The organism is Mesorhizobium sp. M1217, from assembly GCF_040318275.1.
GTDB lineage: Bacteria > Pseudomonadota > Alphaproteobacteria > Rhizobiales > Rhizobiaceae > Mesorhizobium.
In genome coordinates this window covers 19,064-34,587 of record NZ_JAMYMA010000002.1, presented here as the reverse complement: position 1 = coordinate 34,587, position 15,524 = coordinate 19,064, and the positions used below count along the sequence as shown (strand labels likewise).

15 protein-coding genes are annotated in these 15,524 nt (G+C 61.4%); 6 read left to right on the top strand and 9 right to left on the bottom strand.

Annotation, left to right across the window (positions count from 1 at the left end):
• Positions 1-110 precede the first annotated feature (110 nt).
• From NKH37_RS02800 to NKH37_RS02790, 3 genes are all read right to left on the bottom strand, one after another.
• Positions 111-998 (bottom strand): arginase family protein, encoded by an 888-nt coding sequence (locus NKH37_RS02800; RefSeq protein WP_353040793.1) that lies wholly within the window; start codon positions 996-998, stop codon positions 111-113.
• 355 nt (positions 999-1,353) lie between these two features.
• Entirely contained in the window at positions 1,354-1,854 is a 501-nt protein-coding gene (locus NKH37_RS02795; protein WP_023678569.1) for a DUF6496 domain-containing protein, read from the bottom strand.
• A gap of 317 nt (positions 1,855-2,171) precedes the next feature.
• On the bottom strand, positions 2,172-2,906 hold the full coding sequence (locus NKH37_RS02790) for a phosphoribosyltransferase (RefSeq protein ID WP_353003775.1): 735 nt from the start codon (positions 2,904-2,906) through the stop codon (positions 2,172-2,174).
• Between the two features lie 292 nt (positions 2,907-3,198).
• Here NKH37_RS02790 and NKH37_RS02785 point away from each other — a divergent pair, with 292 nt between their 5' ends.
• Positions 3,199-3,609 carry a CBS domain-containing protein gene (locus NKH37_RS02785; protein ID WP_352847246.1) on the top strand — a complete coding sequence of 137 codons (411 nt, stop codon included), beginning with the start codon at positions 3,199-3,201 and terminating at the stop codon, positions 3,607-3,609.
• Positions 3,610-3,695: 86 nt separating this feature from the next.
• Here the strand turns inward: NKH37_RS02785 and NKH37_RS02780 are convergent, their stop codons facing one another.
• On the bottom strand, positions 3,696-4,175 hold the full coding sequence (locus NKH37_RS02780) for an Hsp20/alpha crystallin family protein (RefSeq protein ID WP_353003773.1): 480 nt from the start codon (positions 4,173-4,175) through the stop codon (positions 3,696-3,698).
• Between the two features lie 267 nt (positions 4,176-4,442).
• Here NKH37_RS02780 and NKH37_RS02775 point away from each other — a divergent pair, with 267 nt between their 5' ends.
• Complete coding sequence (locus tag NKH37_RS02775; RefSeq protein ID WP_352641801.1) at positions 4,443-4,880, top strand: DUF2267 domain-containing protein; 438 nt, start codon at positions 4,443-4,445, stop codon at positions 4,878-4,880.
• Between the two features lie 48 nt (positions 4,881-4,928).
• Positions 4,929-5,399 carry a YbhB/YbcL family Raf kinase inhibitor-like protein gene (locus tag NKH37_RS02770; protein ID WP_023720888.1) on the top strand — a complete coding sequence of 157 codons (471 nt, stop codon included), beginning with the start codon at positions 4,929-4,931 and terminating at the stop codon, positions 5,397-5,399.
• Between the two features lie 39 nt (positions 5,400-5,438).
• Here NKH37_RS02770 and NKH37_RS02765 read toward each other — a convergent pair whose 3' ends face one another.
• Together NKH37_RS02765 and NKH37_RS02760 are read right to left on the bottom strand one after the other, a co-directional pair.
• Entirely contained in the window at positions 5,439-6,914 is a 1,476-nt protein-coding gene (locus NKH37_RS02765) for an FAD-dependent oxidoreductase (protein WP_353003771.1), read from the bottom strand.
• A 1-nt stretch (position 6,915) separates the two neighbouring features.
• Entirely contained in the window at positions 6,916-7,965 is a 1,050-nt protein-coding gene (locus NKH37_RS02760) for a hypothetical protein (RefSeq protein WP_353003769.1), read from the bottom strand.
• A gap of 244 nt (positions 7,966-8,209) precedes the next feature.
• On the opposite strand from NKH37_RS02760, the gene NKH37_RS02755 reads away from it, so the two are divergent.
• Entirely contained in the window at positions 8,210-8,974 is a 765-nt protein-coding gene (locus NKH37_RS02755; RefSeq protein WP_353040791.1) for an alpha/beta fold hydrolase, read from the top strand.
• Between the two features lie 652 nt (positions 8,975-9,626).
• Here NKH37_RS02755 and NKH37_RS02750 read toward each other — a convergent pair.
• Positions 9,627-9,950 (bottom strand): glycosyltransferase family 9 protein, encoded by a 324-nt coding sequence (locus NKH37_RS02750; RefSeq protein ID WP_352480825.1) that lies wholly within the window; start codon positions 9,948-9,950, stop codon positions 9,627-9,629.
• 430 nt (positions 9,951-10,380) lie between these two features.
• Between NKH37_RS02750 and NKH37_RS02745 the strand changes: the two genes are divergently transcribed.
• Positions 10,381-11,097 carry a pentapeptide repeat-containing protein gene (locus NKH37_RS02745; protein ID WP_352965852.1) on the top strand — a complete coding sequence of 239 codons (717 nt, stop codon included), beginning with the start codon at positions 10,381-10,383 and terminating at the stop codon, positions 11,095-11,097.
• A gap of 381 nt (positions 11,098-11,478) precedes the next feature.
• Here the strand turns inward: NKH37_RS02745 and NKH37_RS02740 are convergent, their stop codons facing one another.
• Positions 11,479-12,057 carry a transposase gene (locus NKH37_RS02740; protein WP_352588404.1) on the bottom strand — a complete coding sequence of 193 codons (579 nt, stop codon included), beginning with the start codon at positions 12,055-12,057 and terminating at the stop codon, positions 11,479-11,481.
• A gap of 26 nt (positions 12,058-12,083) precedes the next feature.
• Between NKH37_RS02740 and NKH37_RS02735 the strand changes: the two genes are divergently transcribed.
• A complete protein-coding gene (locus NKH37_RS02735) occupies positions 12,084-12,431 on the top strand; it encodes a hypothetical protein (protein WP_353004169.1) in 348 nt (115 codons plus the stop codon).
• Positions 12,432-12,623: 192 nt separating this feature from the next.
• On the opposite strand, the gene NKH37_RS02730 is transcribed toward NKH37_RS02735, so the two are convergent.
• Positions 12,624-15,479, bottom strand: a complete 2,856-nt coding sequence (locus tag NKH37_RS02730) for an ATP-binding protein (protein ID WP_353040788.1) — start codon at positions 15,477-15,479, stop codon at positions 12,624-12,626.
• Positions 15,480-15,524: the final 45 nt, after the last annotated feature.

Sequence of the window (15,524 nt, the reverse complement as noted above, 5' to 3'; positions counted from 1 at the left end):
CCCGATGAGGTGGCATCACGGAATGGATGCGCGCGGCGATCCGTCAGACCGACTGCCATTCGCTCCGGCGGATTGCATTCGTGCACAAGTGCAGGACGACTGCCATTGGCCTACCGGTCGCGAAGTGCAGCAGTCAGAATGTCGATCAGCAGCTTGCCGCAGCGACGATCTGGATCGCGGTCGGGATCATAGATCGTCACCTCCATCCCAATCACGCGTGAATCATTGCACCATGTGCGAAGAGCTTCGACGGCTTCGTCGGGCAAGACACCGCCGGCTTCCGGCGTATCGACAGCCGACATGATCTCGCTGTCCAGCACGTCGACATCGAAGTGAACGAATACACCCTCGACGTCCTGCCCTGCGACCGCGTCAAGCGCTACGCGTGCAGCATCGGCGACGCCGCGCCGCCGCACTTCAGCCAAATCCATCCGGTGAACATCGGTGTCGAAGACGGCCTTGGACGTGTAAGTCGCGGGGTCCTGCACATCGCGATAGCCAAACGCGACTACATCGGCCTCACGGACCAAAGGAGTGTGCTCGCCGAAATCGGTCAGGAGCTTCGGTCCATGGCCGGTCACGAAGGCCAAATCCATGCCCGCGGCTCCCTTTGAGGGCGAGGTATCCGGCAATTTGAAATCCGTGTGCCCATCGAAGAAGATAAGGCCGTAGCGGCCACGACGCCGTAGCGCTAGCGCGGGGCCAAGCAACACGCTGCAATCGCCGCCGAGTATGAGCAGGAACCCTCCCGAGTTCAGCTCCTCGCCGACGGCTTCGGCAAGCGTCTCGGAATACTGGCGCAGCGCCTGGGCATTGCGCACGCCCGTCGCAGGGTCCACCTCAGGCCGATAGGGCGGAGCCCGAACCGTGCGCAACGGACCGGCGCCCAAACGGTTGGCGAGACCAAGCGATTGAAGTATCTCCGGCGCCTTCCATGCGCCGGGCTCCGGCTCACCCTCCTGCGGCATCAGCCCAAGATTAGAGGGCGCGCCGAGCAAAGCGATATGTCTCGCCTGAGGGGTGGTTCGTGGCATTGTCGTGCTGGCTACTGAGGACATGATCAGAGTTCTCCGCATTGTGGGCAATAGGCATCTGCTCAAGAAACAGGCTGCGCTTTCCTCCCGGTCTCCCGTCGGCTTTGCCGCCGAGTACCTCCGGGGCCTTGCCGCCGAGTACCTCTGGGTCGGTGTTACGCGTAAGGGAACATTTCGAGCGAAGACGTCGATGTTGTCCCGCAGATGCAGTCACTGATTCGCCTTGGGCAGCGGCACCGTCCCACGCTGCAGGAGCGGAGCTCGATACCGGTCGTTTGGGCCATATCGGGTTTCTTAGAGCCGAACTGCCATCTTTGAACTATGCGTGGTGTGCCCGCGTTCTGGCGGCCTTTTGCGCCGCCGCCTTCCTTCCGCTGGCGCCTTTCGTCTCGGCGGCTTTCTTTGCGGCTGCGGAACGCTCCTCAGCCGTCCGGCGCGAGGCCGCACGCTTTGCCTGCTGCGCCAGCGCCTCGTGCGACGCTGTGCTCTTCGGCTCGTGCTCGAGCACCTTGGAGACGGCTTTCGAGACCCGCGGGCGGCGTTTCGGCGTGCGTTCGCCCTGGCCGGCCTCATAGGCGTATTCGGCGCTTTTGCGCGTGCTCTCCTTCACCTTGCCCTTTTTGGGCGGGGGCAGGTCTACGCCTGCGCGTCTCGCCTCGGAAAGCCCGATGGCGATAGCCTGCTGGGTCGAGCGCGCGCCGTGCTCGCCGCGGCGGATTTTATCGATCTCCTCGTGCACGAACTCGCCGGCCTGCGTGCTCGGCGATTTGCCCTCGCGCTTGTCCTTTCGGGCCTTCTCGATGGTTTTCTTGTCCGGCATTGTCTTTCTCCCAACTAGGGGTTGCGACAGCCATTTGGGTTGCAGCTGCGCGCTGTTTTACGAGGACCTTAACGCGTTGAGGACGCAAATGATCCCGGGACTGGTGATCCAACCTCCAGCTGTCAGGACGTGGACGCCGATCTGTCCGAAATCAGATGGCGCAAGAACCATCGGCTCGCGAGATCCGCGACTTCGTCCAGCGCTGCCATGGGCGAAGAGCACAAGGCCGCGGGCATCCGGGGCAACGAAAGATTGCCCTCGAGCGTGATAGGGAACATGCACGACGTGCTCGCTATCCCGGTCCATATCCACCTCCGCTATGTCGATCTGATGCCAGGCGCCGGACCCGCACTCGCATGCCCAGCCAATTCCTCTTCGGAAGCGGCAGGCTTGTCGGAAGCGGCAGGCTTGGGCACGGACCTGGCGAGGAGCGCGCGGACCTCTTCATCGCTCGTCTGTGAGAAATCCACGTACCACCGCCCGACACCGAGCAGCGGCTCTGGTGTCGTCGCGCAAACGACCTCGTCTGCGTCCGCCCGCATCGCGTCGCAAGTGTCGGGGCTACCGACGGGAACGGCCGCGACGATATGGGCGGCGTGGTTTTTTCGCAGCGCCTTGATCCCGGCCCGCATGGTCGATCCGGTCGCAAGCCCGTCATCCACGAGGATAATGGTTCGTCCGTTCAACTGCGGTGGGGGCCGCCCGTCCCTATAGAGGTGCTCGCGGCGCAGAAGCTCGTTTTCCTCCGTTGCGGCGACTGCGTCGATGACATGTGGCGGGATCGCGAGACTGCTGACGATTTCGTCGTTGAGGACGCGTACGCCGAAGGGCGCGATCGCTCCCATGGCCAGCTCCTCGTGACCGGGGACGCCGAGCTTGCGCACGACGAAGACGTCGAGCGGTGCCTTGAGCGCCTGCGCGACCTCGTAGCCGACCGGCACGCCGCCTCTGGGCAGCGCCAACACGGTCACGTCGTCGCGCCCGGCAAAGCGAACGAGCTCTCCGGCGAGTCGCCGCCCGGCCTCGCGGCGATCTGAAAAGATGATAGCCATGATCTTCAATCCGCGTGCATCTGTTTTTCCGGTGGATGTTTTTCACCAGCCTGCGGCGACATCCCGTGGGATGGCTGCGACGCCGGGTACCGTTTTGGAACTCGCTCGCTGCCTGGACGTTCCAAGAATAGTTTCGATCGCGAGGTGCCGGCACGTGCATTGGCGCGGGATCGAGACGCACAAGCCTCGTCCGGCCAGCTGGCAATCTCGCGATGCGCGGCAACAGCGCGTTTGGCGACTTGTTGCCTCAGCAATCAGAGAGAGGAAATATGCCATGCAAGTTCAGGAGATCATGAGCCGTCGGACCGAACTGGTCGGCCCGAACACGACAATCAGGGATGCCGCCCGGAAAATGCGGGCCGACAATCTCGGTGCCCTTCCGGTCGGCGAGAATGACAGGCTGGTCGGCATGGTGACGGACCGCGACATCGTGATGCGCGGCGTCGCCGAGGAGCGCTCAGCCGGCAACACGACCGTTCGCGAGGTCATGTCCGAGCATGTCTATTGGTGCTTCGACGATGCCGATATCACCGATGCGGCGAAGATCATGGCCAAGCATCAGGTGCGTCGTCTTCCGGTGATCAACCACGACAAGCGCCTCGTCGGCGTCATTGCCTTGGCCGACCTCGGGCGGACCGGTGAGGAAGCCGCCAAAATCGCTCTCGAAGGCGTTTCCGAGGCGACGGACGATCCCCGGCGCTAGACGCCCTGAGCGGTTGCCGCCGTGCTCGCCGCTCTCCTTCCACAGGGGCTGAACGCCGCCTGCTCAGGCAGCCTTCAGTTTGGCAACTATCGCGCTTTCACTTCTATGCGGCGTGTTTTGTCCTTTGCAGCGGGATTCTTCGGAAGCTCGACAGCCAAAACGCCGTTCCTGAAAGTGGCCTGCACCTTGTCGGCATCGATCTCCGTTTCCAGGGGGATGGTCCGCTGAAACCGGCCATAACTGCGTTCGCTGTAAGTGCGGCCGCCGTCGCCTTCCTTCTGCTCCGAACGCTTCTCGCCCGTAATGGAGAGGGTGTTGTCGCGCAGCTCGAGCTCAACATCCTTCTGCTCGAGCCCCGGCAATTCGGCGGTGACCTTATAGGCTTGGTCTGTTTCATATACGTCGACGCTCGGCCAAAGACCGCCCGCCGTAGTCGCTTCGGCCATTGGCGCAAAGAAGTCGTCGAACAGGCGATCAATCTGCCGGTGAAATGACGTGAGCGGGTCTCGCGCGGATGGGTAGAGGCTGCGCGATGGCGTCCTGGGCGCCAAATCGTGATGTGCCATGGTTCTTCTCCTGTTTCTCGTGTCTGCATCACTCGTCGCCATGTGATCGGCGACGGCAAATAAAACTCGTCCGCCCATGAGGATGTTCCGAGCGCCGGCCAAGAAAGGCGGTCGAAAAAACAGCGGCAAAAAGCCGGCCCGAATTCCCTCCTGGCGGAACCTCCGACAATGAATGCGCGTCAGGGCATGCCCATCGGGGAACAACGGGCAGGTACGGCTGTTTGGTCGTATCAGCCGTAGTCGGATTTGAATGGAAGGAGGATTTCGATGAACGCCACTGGACTCGACGTATTCGACAAGACGCTGCAGATCACGAACATCTGGCTCGACGAGATCATGGACGAGATTGGGCCGGATCGGCAGGTCGCCTGGCACGTTCTCGGAGCGGTGCTGCACGCCTTGCGGGACCGTATGCAGCCGGATCTTGCAGCGCACCTCGGCTCGCAGCTGCCGATTCTGGTGCGCGGCGCCTTCTATGACCAATATCAGCCTTCCAAAGCTCCCGAGAAGATGCGGTCGCTCGACGAGTTTCTGGCCAAGATCAAGGCGGAGCTGGAATTTACCCGTCCGGTCGATTCCAAGGATGCATTCAGGGTCGTGTCCAAGGTGCTCGCCCATCACGTCGGAGAAGGACAGATGCACAAGGTCTGCGAATCCCTGCCAGGAGAGATAAGACGCGTCGCCGAAGCTCAGCAAGCGGCGTGAACGGCGCGGCGCGGGTTTCTCGGTCGCAACCTCCTTGGGGAAATAGCAATGCCACTTACCCTTATCAGCCCGGCGTTCCCGGCAGGCGGAACAATTCCCGAAAAATATGCGCGTGACGGCCAGAACGTCTCGCCGCCGCTGAAGTGGTCCGGTGTTCCGGATGGTACCAAGAGCCTTGTTCTTGTCGTGCAGGATCCCGATGCACCAAGCGGGGTTTTCGCGCACTGGGCGGTCTTCAATATCCCGCCGGATGCCGGCGGACTCGCCGAGGCCGAAGACGGCAAGCCCGGCCCGTCGGCACTCAGGCAAGGCACCAACGATTTCGGCAATGCCTATTACGATGGTCCGCAGCCGCCTGCAGGGCACGGCGTCCACCATTACCACTTCCTACTGGCCGCGCTCGATGTGCCGAGCCTCAGCGTACCAGGACAGGCGGGCGTGCATCAGGTCTGGAAGCAAGCCCAGAAACACGCATTGGAGGAGACGGAGTTGGTCGGAACCTACGAACGGCCGGCGTGACGCGGGCCGCGCCGATCGCCGCCTTCACAGTGGCCGCCTTCACAATGTAATCTGGGCAAGCGGTTTTCGGGCAGGGCCGTGGATGACCGAACCGTCGGGGGCGAAGATCGAGCCGTGGCAGGGACAATCCCAGGTGTGGTCCGCATTGTTCCAGGTTACGGTGCAGCCTTTGTGGGTGCAGGTCGCCGAAACCGCCTGGAGTGCGCCTTCGGTGTCTCTCCAGGCCGCAATCTTTTCGTCTCCCCTGACGATCACGCCACCCATGCCGGGCGCAATGTCGTGGGTGCTCGAGACGATCGATTGACTGCGGCCATTCTTGTGGAAGTCCTCGGGATAGGGCCGCGCCGGATCGTAGAGTTTTTGCCATGGGCTCGGGCGGGCGCAGATCAGGTCGGCTATCATCGTGCCCACGGCCGTCCCGTTGGTGATGCCCCAGGCGTTAAAGCCCGTGGCAATGTGGAAGCCGGCGGCCTTGGTGGGATCGGGTTCGCCGGCGTATGGGATCCTGTCGGCCGTATCATAATCCTCATTGCACCAGCGCCACGCGACGTCGCCGACCGGAAGGTTCTTTCTTGTCCATTTTTCCAGTTCGACAAACCGCTTCGCCACGTCGCCATCCCAGCCGGTGTTGAATTTGGGGCCAAGCGTGACCAGCAGTGGACCTTCGGCATCACGGCCTGTGCGAATGGAATGCGTCGGCTCGTCGATGCCGATGAACATGCCGTCGACAGGGAGGGGATCATCGGTCCGAAAGGCCATCACGGTGTGGCAGCGCGGTTGCGTCCGGTTCGCCATGCCGACGGGGCTCTTCACCGTCATGTTGGTGGAGACGACGACGTGCCCGGCATCAACGGCGCCGCCATCGGTGACGACGCGCCAGCGGCTTGCTTCGTCGATCGAGGTGGCGCGGCTGTTTTCAAAGATCCGACCGCCACGGGCCGTCACCGCTTCCGCCAGACCAACCAGATACATCGCCGGATTGAACTGCGCCTGGTCGGGGAACCGTAATGCCGCGGCCGTTTCGAAAGGCAGCGGTGCGCGTTCGAGAACCTCGGCCTCTAGCCCGACCTGGCGCGCGGCCTCCGCCTCGGCCGCGACCTCCGCGCGCCGGCGATCGTCGCAGGTGTAGGTATAGGCTTCCTTGCTCTCGAGATCGCAGGCGATGGCGTAGTTGTTAACCCAATCGCGGATTTGTCGGGCGCCGGCGGAATTCGCATCGGCGTAGACCTGGGCCAACTCCCGGCCGACAGTGTCGATGAGATGACGATAGATCAGCGTATGCTGCGTGGTGATCTTGGCCGTCGAGCGGCCGGTCACCTGGCCGCCCGTGCGCAGGCCTTCGAGGACGACCACCGATCGGCCCGCCTCGCAAAGCCGAAGCGCCGTCGTCAGCCCGACAATTCCAGCCCCCACGACAACGGCGTCCGCATGGATCGAACCTTCGAGCTGGGGATAGTTCGTGGATCTGGCTGCCGCCACCCAACAGCTTCCCGGTTTTCCCAAGAGAATGGCCATTTCAACCGCGTTCCTTGCGTCTCGGTGCACTTCCATCGACAACCGCGCCGGCAGAGGAACGTTCCCGAGCTTGGTCGCTTTCAATCATTGTCTCGCCACCCCGGGTCAGAAAAGCACCAGGAAGATGCGAGGTGCAGGCCATCACCCACGTGATCGCCTCGCGGTCGTATTCGTCGCCGGAGCGCCAGTCCTCGAAGAAGGCGTTCAGCCTATCGACACGCCCCGGCCAGATACCGGCGGCCTGCAGGCCGAGCGAAACGCCGTAATTGGTGAAGGCGAACTTGGTGTCGCCCAGCCATGGGGCACGGCTGAAATAGCCGGGCGGGTCGACCCACATCGTTTCCAGGCTTCGCAGGGAACGCCTCGTCTGGGCCTCGGCCCACGGCTCGTCGGGAAAGAAATGGGCGAGCCACAGCATCATGCCGAGGCCGAGGTCCTGCTCGATGTCGAGGGTGCGCCAATCGCGCTGCATCAGATCACGCATTTGCGCGATCTCGGGCGCCAGTGCGTCCTCATCGAGCGTCCGGTAAGAGACGTAGCCGTCATAGGCATCCATGCTGCCGAGACCGTAGCCAGGATATGGGCTGCTTAGATCCTCCTGCATCTTCCAGATCACACCGCGGCCGGGGACCACAAATGCCGGGTGAATGTCACGCGCCAGCGCAATGCCGCGCTTGCGGTATTCCGGCTTCAGATCGCCGAGGCGCGCCAAGGCGAACAGCCACATCGCGAGATAATGGAAGTACTGGCCGTCGCGATCGGCCGCTTCGCCGATCCTCAGTCCGCGCCGGCGGCCGAGCACACGCTCGACATCGGCGACCAGCCGCTCGGCCGCGTCCAGCCAGCGCTGTTCGCCAGTTTCTGTGTAAAGCGAGACGTAGAGCACGACCCCGAATGCATCGGTCCACAGATATCGCAAGCCGTCGGGCCAGATGCCTTCGGCGCGCATCCAGTCGAGTTTTCGCAGGACGTAGTCGACGTCACGCAGCATCATGCCAAAGCCCGAACTGGCCGAGCCGGCCGATGTTCGGTGTCGCGCGATTGTGAGCATGCAGAATTTCGAGCATGTCTCTCCTCCGTTGCGGTCGATCTGGCCAGATACCGCGAAACGATCTGATCGGCGGCAGGTTCCTTGGCGCTTTCAACGGCGCGACCGGGAACCCTCCGCCTGGTCATAAGTTTGCGAATTGGCCTTGGACGGTGCGGGGACCACGTGGCCCGACGGAACCTTCCAGCGAGAGCATCGTAAACAACGGGATGCGGGAGGTTGCAGCCTTTCGATCGAGGAGGCAAAATTGCGACACCGCCAAGTCAAAGTTAACGGAGACGCTATTTTCTTTCGCGAGGACGGCCCGGCCGACGCTCCGGTGCTTCTGCTGCCGCACGGCTATCCCTGCTCGTCCTATCAGTTTCGAAGGCTGATGCCTGGACTGGCAGATCGCTGGCACACGTTCGCGCCGGATTTTCCTGGCTTCGGTTACAGCGCCACGCCCGACATGGCTGCATTCGGCTACGATTTCGATGCCTATGCCGGGTTTCTGGCGGCTTTCGCTGACGCGCTCGGCCTATCCCGCTATGCGCTGTGGCTGCACGACTATGGCTCGCAGATCGGATTGCGCCACGCCATCGCCTATCCGGAGCGCGTTGCCGCGCTTATCATCCAGAACGGCGACATCTACGAAGACGTGCTCGGCCCGAAATACGCAGCCATCAAGATGTATTGGAACGACAAGACGTCCGAGAAGCATCGCCCGCTGGAAGATGCGGTCAGCGAGGAGGGCTTCCGGCACGAGTTCATCGGTGAAGTTGGCGAGACCGTGGCCGAGCGCGTGCCACCGGATCTGTGGAAACTCCATTGGCCTCTGATGGACACGCCAGCCCGTCGGCGGCTTGCGGTCGGCCTGATGGAGAAGCTGGAGGGGAACCTCAACTGGTTCCCGAAATACCAAGCTTATCTGCGCAAACGGCAACCGCCGACACTGATCGTCTGGGGTCCCGAGGACGGCTATATGCCGGCCGCATCGGCCGTGCGCGACTTCCTTGCACGCGTCCACGGCTGATGACCGATGCATCCCTCGGGTAACCTATTGAAAGCATGGTGAACCGACCGGTCTGTGGCAAACCAGTCTCCGTTTGATATTTCCTGCTAACAGGCAAAAAGCAGGGTATTTGTGCGAAATGCGCGCTTTGGGCGGGCAGAACATCAATATCTTGTCGCGATGTCAGCTACTTAGTGGGAGATTTCCTGCGCGAGGCGTCAGGGAATATCGACCAGATTTGCGTGAATATTCACCGGCGGCCGGTGAATTAACAGGGAAATCCGTTGTCGTTATGTGGGATGCGATTGCCGTTAGCTGGGATCGAATGTTCGTTATCCGGGAACGCGCTGCCGTCTTGCGGAAAATGAACGCGCAATAACGGTTCGAATCGCGCTTGCGAGGGAATGCAATGCTCTCACCCGGAAAGACCTTGTCATAGCGCGGGAGGCGATTGTCGACTCGCAAGAGGCTATCTCAAGGCGATGAGCAGTAACCGACGGCGGGGGTGAATAGGGGTATTTTGCTGACTTGGCCGTTCATGAGACGCAGAGTGTAGTTTACGATATCTCGGTTCTGGATCGAGGCCCGGCTTTGATCTGATGGACCTAGGCCGCTCGCCGTCGATCCGGCCAGTTGTTAGGTCCGCCGCTTCAACGAACTAGCTGAGCTGAGCTTAACGATTCGGTATTGATTTGAGCGTTTCGAACTCGATCAGGTCGAGGGTAGCTGTGGTGACCTCCTCTACTCGCACGCGATGCACACAGTAGACGCCACCGGGATTGTTCGGCTTGCACAAGTTGGGAGCAGCGCATTGGCAGGGCAGCCGAGGCGCCACGATCCGATGCGGAACTCCGAGCGGCCCCCAAATGTCCGGCGGTGTCAAGCCGTAAAGGCCGACGACAGGAGTCCCTACTGATGCCGCCAGATGCATGGAACCACTCTCATTTCCTAGAAAGATAACGGCGTCGCCAAGCAATGCCGTCAGTGCGACTAGCACCCCGTGCCGGGTCAACCTCGCCGTCGGGAAGTACCGACCGGTGCGGAACCAAGCGGATTCACGCTTGTCGGCAGCGGACGCCGGCGGTTGGCGGTCTGCACTCGAGCAGGCTCCCAATTAGCGAGACAAGCGTCCAGAGCGGAGGCCAATCTTGGCACGCGACTTCGCCAGCCTGAACGACCGCTCTCCTCGGCTTAGTCAAGCATACCTACGGAATGATGCGCCTGGCCGGTGACAAATGAATCTCTGCTGGACCGCCGATATGGGGAGGCGCTCGCAAATCGCGCCCTACGCGCGGGTTGATCTGTTGATCAACATCAAAGCTTGAATATGAGAAATGCGCCAACTGTGACGGCGGTGGTCACCGTGGCTCGAGTGTCAGCAGATGTGGTAAGGGTGAGTGTCGGCGAGTAGCAGAGGTCCAGCAACAATGACTTTGAGGCGAACCAGAGCTTACGGCACATCCGGCTTGGTTCTAGCGGTTTGCACTGTGTTTGCTTGGCAGAACGCCGCTGCCGCTCAAAATTGCGACGCAGCCGCGACGCCTGGCGTCAATTGGCAAGAGTGTGACAAGAAGCTTCTCATCCTAGATGGACAGGACCTGAGCGGGGCGAACCTGTTCGGTGTTGATTTCACTTCGACCGACCTCAGGAACACCAATCTCCGTGCGGCAAATCTTGAGAAGGCAACTCTTGTGCGTGCTTCCTTGGCCGACTCGACCGCCAAAGGCGCCCGGTTCGACAGAATCGAGGCCTACAGGACCGACTTCAGCCGTATGGACGCGCAGGGCGCTGTGTTTGCGAGCGCGGAAATGCAGCGCTCGAATTTCCAGGACGCCAATCTGACCAATGTTGATTTCACAAAGGCAGAACTGGGGCGTGCGCAGTTCCATGACGCCGATATCAGCGGCAGCCGCTTCTCGTTTGCCAATCTCGCACGGGCGGACTTCCGAGGAGCGAGGTTCACCGCGCCGATAGACTTTGACCGCGCCTTTTTCTTTCTGACCCGTATCGAGGGTGTCGATCTTTCCAATTCGGCGGGTCTGTCCCAGTGGCAGCTCAACATGGCTTGCGGAGACGCCCGGACCGAGTTGCCTTCTGGCTTGACGAGGCCTGAAGATTGGCCCTGTCAATTCCAGCAGGAATAGTTGTCGGCAAGCGAACTGCGGCAATGCTGCACCCGACAGGATTCGAACCTGTAACTTCTGCCTTCGGAGGGCGCAGATCGTCCGCCAAAGTGGCACGTTTCTGCGGTATTGCTATTGGCGAAATCGCGGCCGAAGGGTGTTTGTGCCCCTTCCGTTCACCGCTACCGGTTCAATCGAACCGGTAGCTCCTGTCCGAATAAGTGGCAGCAACTCTTGTATCGTCGAGAATGACTACCATCGTCGTGATTATCATTCAGAAGCCTGGCACCAACGCGTCGATCATACTCGCCTCGCAGCACTTGACATAGGCCGCGGCATCTTGGGGGCTTAAGCTTTCGTCGGTCAAACGCCTGTCGAATGCATCTAGAGTATCCGTCTTGGTCAAGGAAGGGATGGCGACCATTTCCGGTCGTCCCTGATGAGGGCGTTAGCGAGAACGACGAGCTTTCTCATGATGGCGGTTAAGGCGAGTTTTGCAGGTTTTCCGCCGTCTCGGAGGTCTTGGTATTTTGTCTTGAGTGACTGATTGAAACGGACCGCGACGAGGGCTGGCATGTAGAGCGCCTGCCTGACCGACGATCTTCCTCCCCGGATGAAGCACTTGCCCTTCCACTGCCCCGACTGGCGATCGACCGGTGCGAGGCCGGCGAGGCTTGCGACCTGCTTGTTGGCAAGGGTTCCCAACTTCGGCATGTCGGCGATGATGGCGAAGGCTGTGACTTCGCCAAGGCCTGGGATACTAGTGAGGATGTCGAAGCGACGGACAAGATCTGGCTCGCGGGCGACCAGCGTACGACATTCGGCGTCGATCGCATTGATCTGGGTGGTGATTTGCCTGAGCCGCTGCTCGGCCTGGCGCTTCAAAAGCGGGATGGTCAGGTTCTTCTGCCTGTTCTGCGCGGCGGTACGGTCCTTGACCAATGCGCGGGGGACTGTCGGGAATTCTGTGCGCGAGGCCATGATGATGGAAAGGAGAGAATCATCGCATGGCTATTGAGAAGGAACTTCTGGACCAACTGCTTGCCGGCCGCGATCCGAATGAGGTGTTTGCCAAGGACGGATTGCTCGACGACCTCACGAGCGCCGAACCGGGAGAACACCTCATGACCCGGCATGACCAAGTTGCTCGTACGACCGCGCCACGCCGGCGACGGTCAACGGGATGTTATGTGCACATTGCCGTCGAGCCGGTCGTCACGCACACCAATCCCGTCGGAATCAACGCTCCAGGCTCTGCGACCGGGCCCGGAAGCCCCTTCCACGCCATGCCCACCGCATCCTATGCGGAAGTTCGCGACAGACCCAGGCACGCTCCGAAACACAAATCCCCATAGGCCGTCGTCTGCGGCCCGCGGGTTCCTGCATGAGAGACTTTCGTACGCCTGACGGCACCCGAAACCCTTCAGCATGTCGGTCATTCAGCCAGCCACTCCTGTCCTCCCGAAGCCGACATTAATAGTGCCCACACCACCGTCGAAATTGCGCCGAGAGGGGACGACACCATTAGGAGAAGTGGCATTGAGGCTCTACCTCAGTGTCGCCAGCAGGTGTTCGGCAGCCCCGACATCCGCCGTATTCAGGCTCTCCACAAAATACGCCGCAACCGACTGCAAGAGCTCGCGAGCGCTGTTGATCTCCCCGCGCCCGGCCATCAGCGTCGCCATGTCGATTGCGGTTCGCAACTCCCATGCCCGTGCGCGCTGACTTCGGCTCAACTCCAGTGCCTGCATGAGGTAGGCGGCAGCTTCATCACGGTTGCGCTCCGACTGGAGAAGGAGGCTTCCCTTCATCCGTAGCAACTCCGGGAGGTACAACTGGTCGCCGTTCTTTTCGACTTGACCAAGCGACTCGTCGATCAACGCAATGGCTTCATCAACCTGACCGATCGCGGACAGTCCCCTAACTAGCGAGAGGTTGAGCGGCGTCGTGAGCAATTCATAAGGCGCCGCGTGGAGCTTCCGAAGAGATGTCTGCAGGCCCTCGACGCCGCTTTTTGCATCGCCGTGACGGATCGCGACTTCGCTTTTGAAGCCCCGACCGACCAGCAGGTACGGAGTCATGGAATGGGATTCCGCGCGGGCGATGAGCATATCTATGTACGCCTCGGCGCTCTTCAGGTCACCGGTCCACAGGAAGACCGATATCGCCCAGATCAACGCGATCGCCAAAGTTAGAGAATGATCCATGGCGGCAGCCTCTTCGACGGCCTGTCGGGCGTGTGCCATGGCTTGGTCCGGATGGCCTTGTAGCCAAAGGTTCCTCGCCAGGATGGCCCTGGCCAGGATTTTGCCTTCGAAGCCCAGATAGATCGTCGTGGTCCGCTGGGAGCGCGGCCCACGGTCGAGCGCCGCCTCCAGCTCTGCGCGGGACTCCGCGAGGTCGCCTCGCAGGTGGAGCGAGATGCCCAGGATCGAGTGTGCCAGCGCGTTGACGACCGAGTCGTCCAAGGTCGCGGCTGTGGCTGAACAACGCCTTGCAAACTCAAGGGCGGTTGCGAAATTGCCCGTCCGCAGATGGAACATGTTGAGCGAACCCAACAGACGCACCCGGTCCAGCGGATCGCCGCGCTGCTCGGCGATCGCCAGGCTCCTCTCCAGAGCTACGCGCGCCCTGTCGCGTCCTCCCCGCATGAACATGAAGGACACGCCGAGGGCTGCCTGAAGATGCATCTCGTCAAGTCCGCCAAGGGCGGCATCGTCGAAAGCGAATATTGCTCTTTCAGACCAGCGATGACACTCCGGCAACAAGGACATTGCCAGGAAAACCGGCGCGACAGCGCTGGCGAGTCCGACGCCGATGTCGGCGTTTCCGCTGTCGCCGAAGCACCATTCCAGGGCAGCCCGGACATTGTTGATGGCGGCGAAGTGGGGCGCCCGCTCCTCACCGGTCGCCAGGCTTGGCCACTCGATCCCGGTCTGCTCCAGCCATCTCCGATAGTAGGCGGCGTGGCGCACTGCCAGATCGGCAGCCTCGGCGTCATCGATCCGGATGTCGAGAACGTAGGCGCGCGTCGTATCGAGGAGCCTGTAGCGCATCATTGCTCCGACCGGACGCGTCGCCACGATCGATTTGGCGACAAGACTGTCCATGGCGCCAAGGACGGTCGATCGGTCGAGGGTCGCGCTCGTCACGACCTCCAGGGCGGCATCGAGCGTGAAATGACCGACGAATACAGCGAGCCTGCGAAGCACCACGCGCTCAACGTCGGTCAGGAGCCCAAAGCTCCAGTCTAGTGTCGCCTGCAAGGTCTGCTGACGCGGCGGCGCTGTCCGTGAACCGAGCCACAGCAGTGTCAGGCGTTGATCGAGAAGCGCGGCTGTCTGCTGCAGCCCATAGGATTCGACACGTCTGGCCGCCAGTTCGATCGAGAGCGCCACCCCGTCAAGCTTTCGGCAGATGCTTGCGATGATCAAGGCCTCGGCGTCGCCGACGTCCAAACGAGCGCCACCTGCCACCGCTCGCTCGACGAACAGCTGGGTGGCCGGGAATGTCTGGACGATGGCCGCCGTTAGCCCCGGTTCGTCGGGCGGAAACGCAAGCGCATCCAACCGGCAGATATGTTCGCCCTCGACCCGAAGCGCCTCGCGGCTCGTCGCCAGGATGTAGACCTGTGACGCCGCATCGACGATGCTCGAGGCCAGAGGCGCCACCGCATCCACGAGATGCTCACAGGTATCGAGGATCAAGAGAATCCGCTTGTTGCGCAAGTAAGCGATCAGGTTGGGCGTCGCATCCTCTGTTTGAACCGTTAGTCCAAGCATCGAGGCGACGGCTGTCGTCACCAGACCGGGATCGCCGATCATTCCCAGATCGACGAACAAGACCGCCCCTGAAAATGCTTCGATCAGGTGATGCCCGACTGCGATCGCGACGGTGGTTTTGCCGACGCCACCGGCGCCAACGATGGTGACGAACCGCGAAGCATTCAGCTGCACCGACAGCTTAAGAACATCCTCGTCCCGTCCGACCATCCGGCTCAAGCGGTTTGGAAGATTCGCGTGCGGAAACTCAGCGGCAATGAATAGGGCTTCGTCGCGTGGGCTGTTTAATCGCAAAACCGGCGCAACGAAGCAATAGCCCCGCCCCGGAAGCGTCGCGATGTACCGCGCGCCATCCTTTCCATCGCCCAGCGCCCTGCGCAGTCCGGTCATGTGGAACCGCAGGCTGCCTTCCTCGACGACGACATCCGGCCAAACCCGCGACATTAGATCTTTCTTGCTGACGACTTCATTCGGTGCAGAGGTCAGGACTATGAGAATGTCGATGGCGCGCGAACCCAACTCTACGGGAGCGCCTTCTCTTGTCAGGAGCCTTTCACCCGCAGCAAAATGGAAAGGGCCAAACGACAATCTGTCTTTGGCTTGTATTCCCGTTTTCGTCATGGCGTCTTCTTTTGGAGCCGCCTGCACCCAGCGCCGCAGTTTAAG

Bases quoted from the DNA above. Each gene is read 5' to 3' on its own strand.
- NKH37_RS02795 (WP_023678569.1), bottom strand. From the start codon at position 1,854: ATGCCGGACAAGAAAACCATCGAGAAGGCCCGAAAGGACAAGCGCGAG.
- NKH37_RS02790 (WP_353003775.1), bottom strand. From the start codon at position 2,906: ATGGCTATCATCTTTTCAGATCGCCGCGAGGCCGGGCGGCGACTCGCC.
- NKH37_RS02785 (WP_352847246.1), top strand. From the start codon at position 3,199: ATGAGCCGTCGGACCGAACTGGTCGGCCCGAACACGACAATCAGGGAT.
- NKH37_RS02780 (WP_353003773.1), bottom strand. From the start codon at position 4,175: ATGGCACATCACGATTTGGCGCCCAGGACGCCATCGCGCAGCCTCTAC.
- NKH37_RS02775 (WP_352641801.1), top strand. From the start codon at position 4,443: ATGAACGCCACTGGACTCGACGTATTCGACAAGACGCTGCAGATCACG.
- NKH37_RS02770 (WP_023720888.1), top strand. From the start codon at position 4,929: ATGCCACTTACCCTTATCAGCCCGGCGTTCCCGGCAGGCGGAACAATT.
- NKH37_RS02765 (WP_353003771.1), bottom strand. From the start codon at position 6,914: ATGGCCATTCTCTTGGGAAAACCGGGAAGCTGTTGGGTGGCGGCAGCC.
- NKH37_RS02760 (WP_353003769.1), bottom strand. From the start codon at position 7,965: ATGCTCACAATCGCGCGACACCGAACATCGGCCGGCTCGGCCAGTTCG.
- NKH37_RS02745 (WP_352965852.1), top strand. From the start codon at position 10,381: ATGACTTTGAGGCGAACCAGAGCTTACGGCACATCCGGCTTGGTTCTA.
- NKH37_RS02740 (WP_352588404.1), bottom strand. From the start codon at position 12,057: ATGGCCTCGCGCACAGAATTCCCGACAGTCCCCCGCGCATTGGTCAAG.
- NKH37_RS02735 (WP_353004169.1), top strand. From the start codon at position 12,084: ATGGCTATTGAGAAGGAACTTCTGGACCAACTGCTTGCCGGCCGCGAT.
- NKH37_RS02730 (WP_353040788.1), bottom strand. From the start codon at position 15,479: ATGACGAAAACGGGAATACAAGCCAAAGACAGATTGTCGTTTGGCCCT.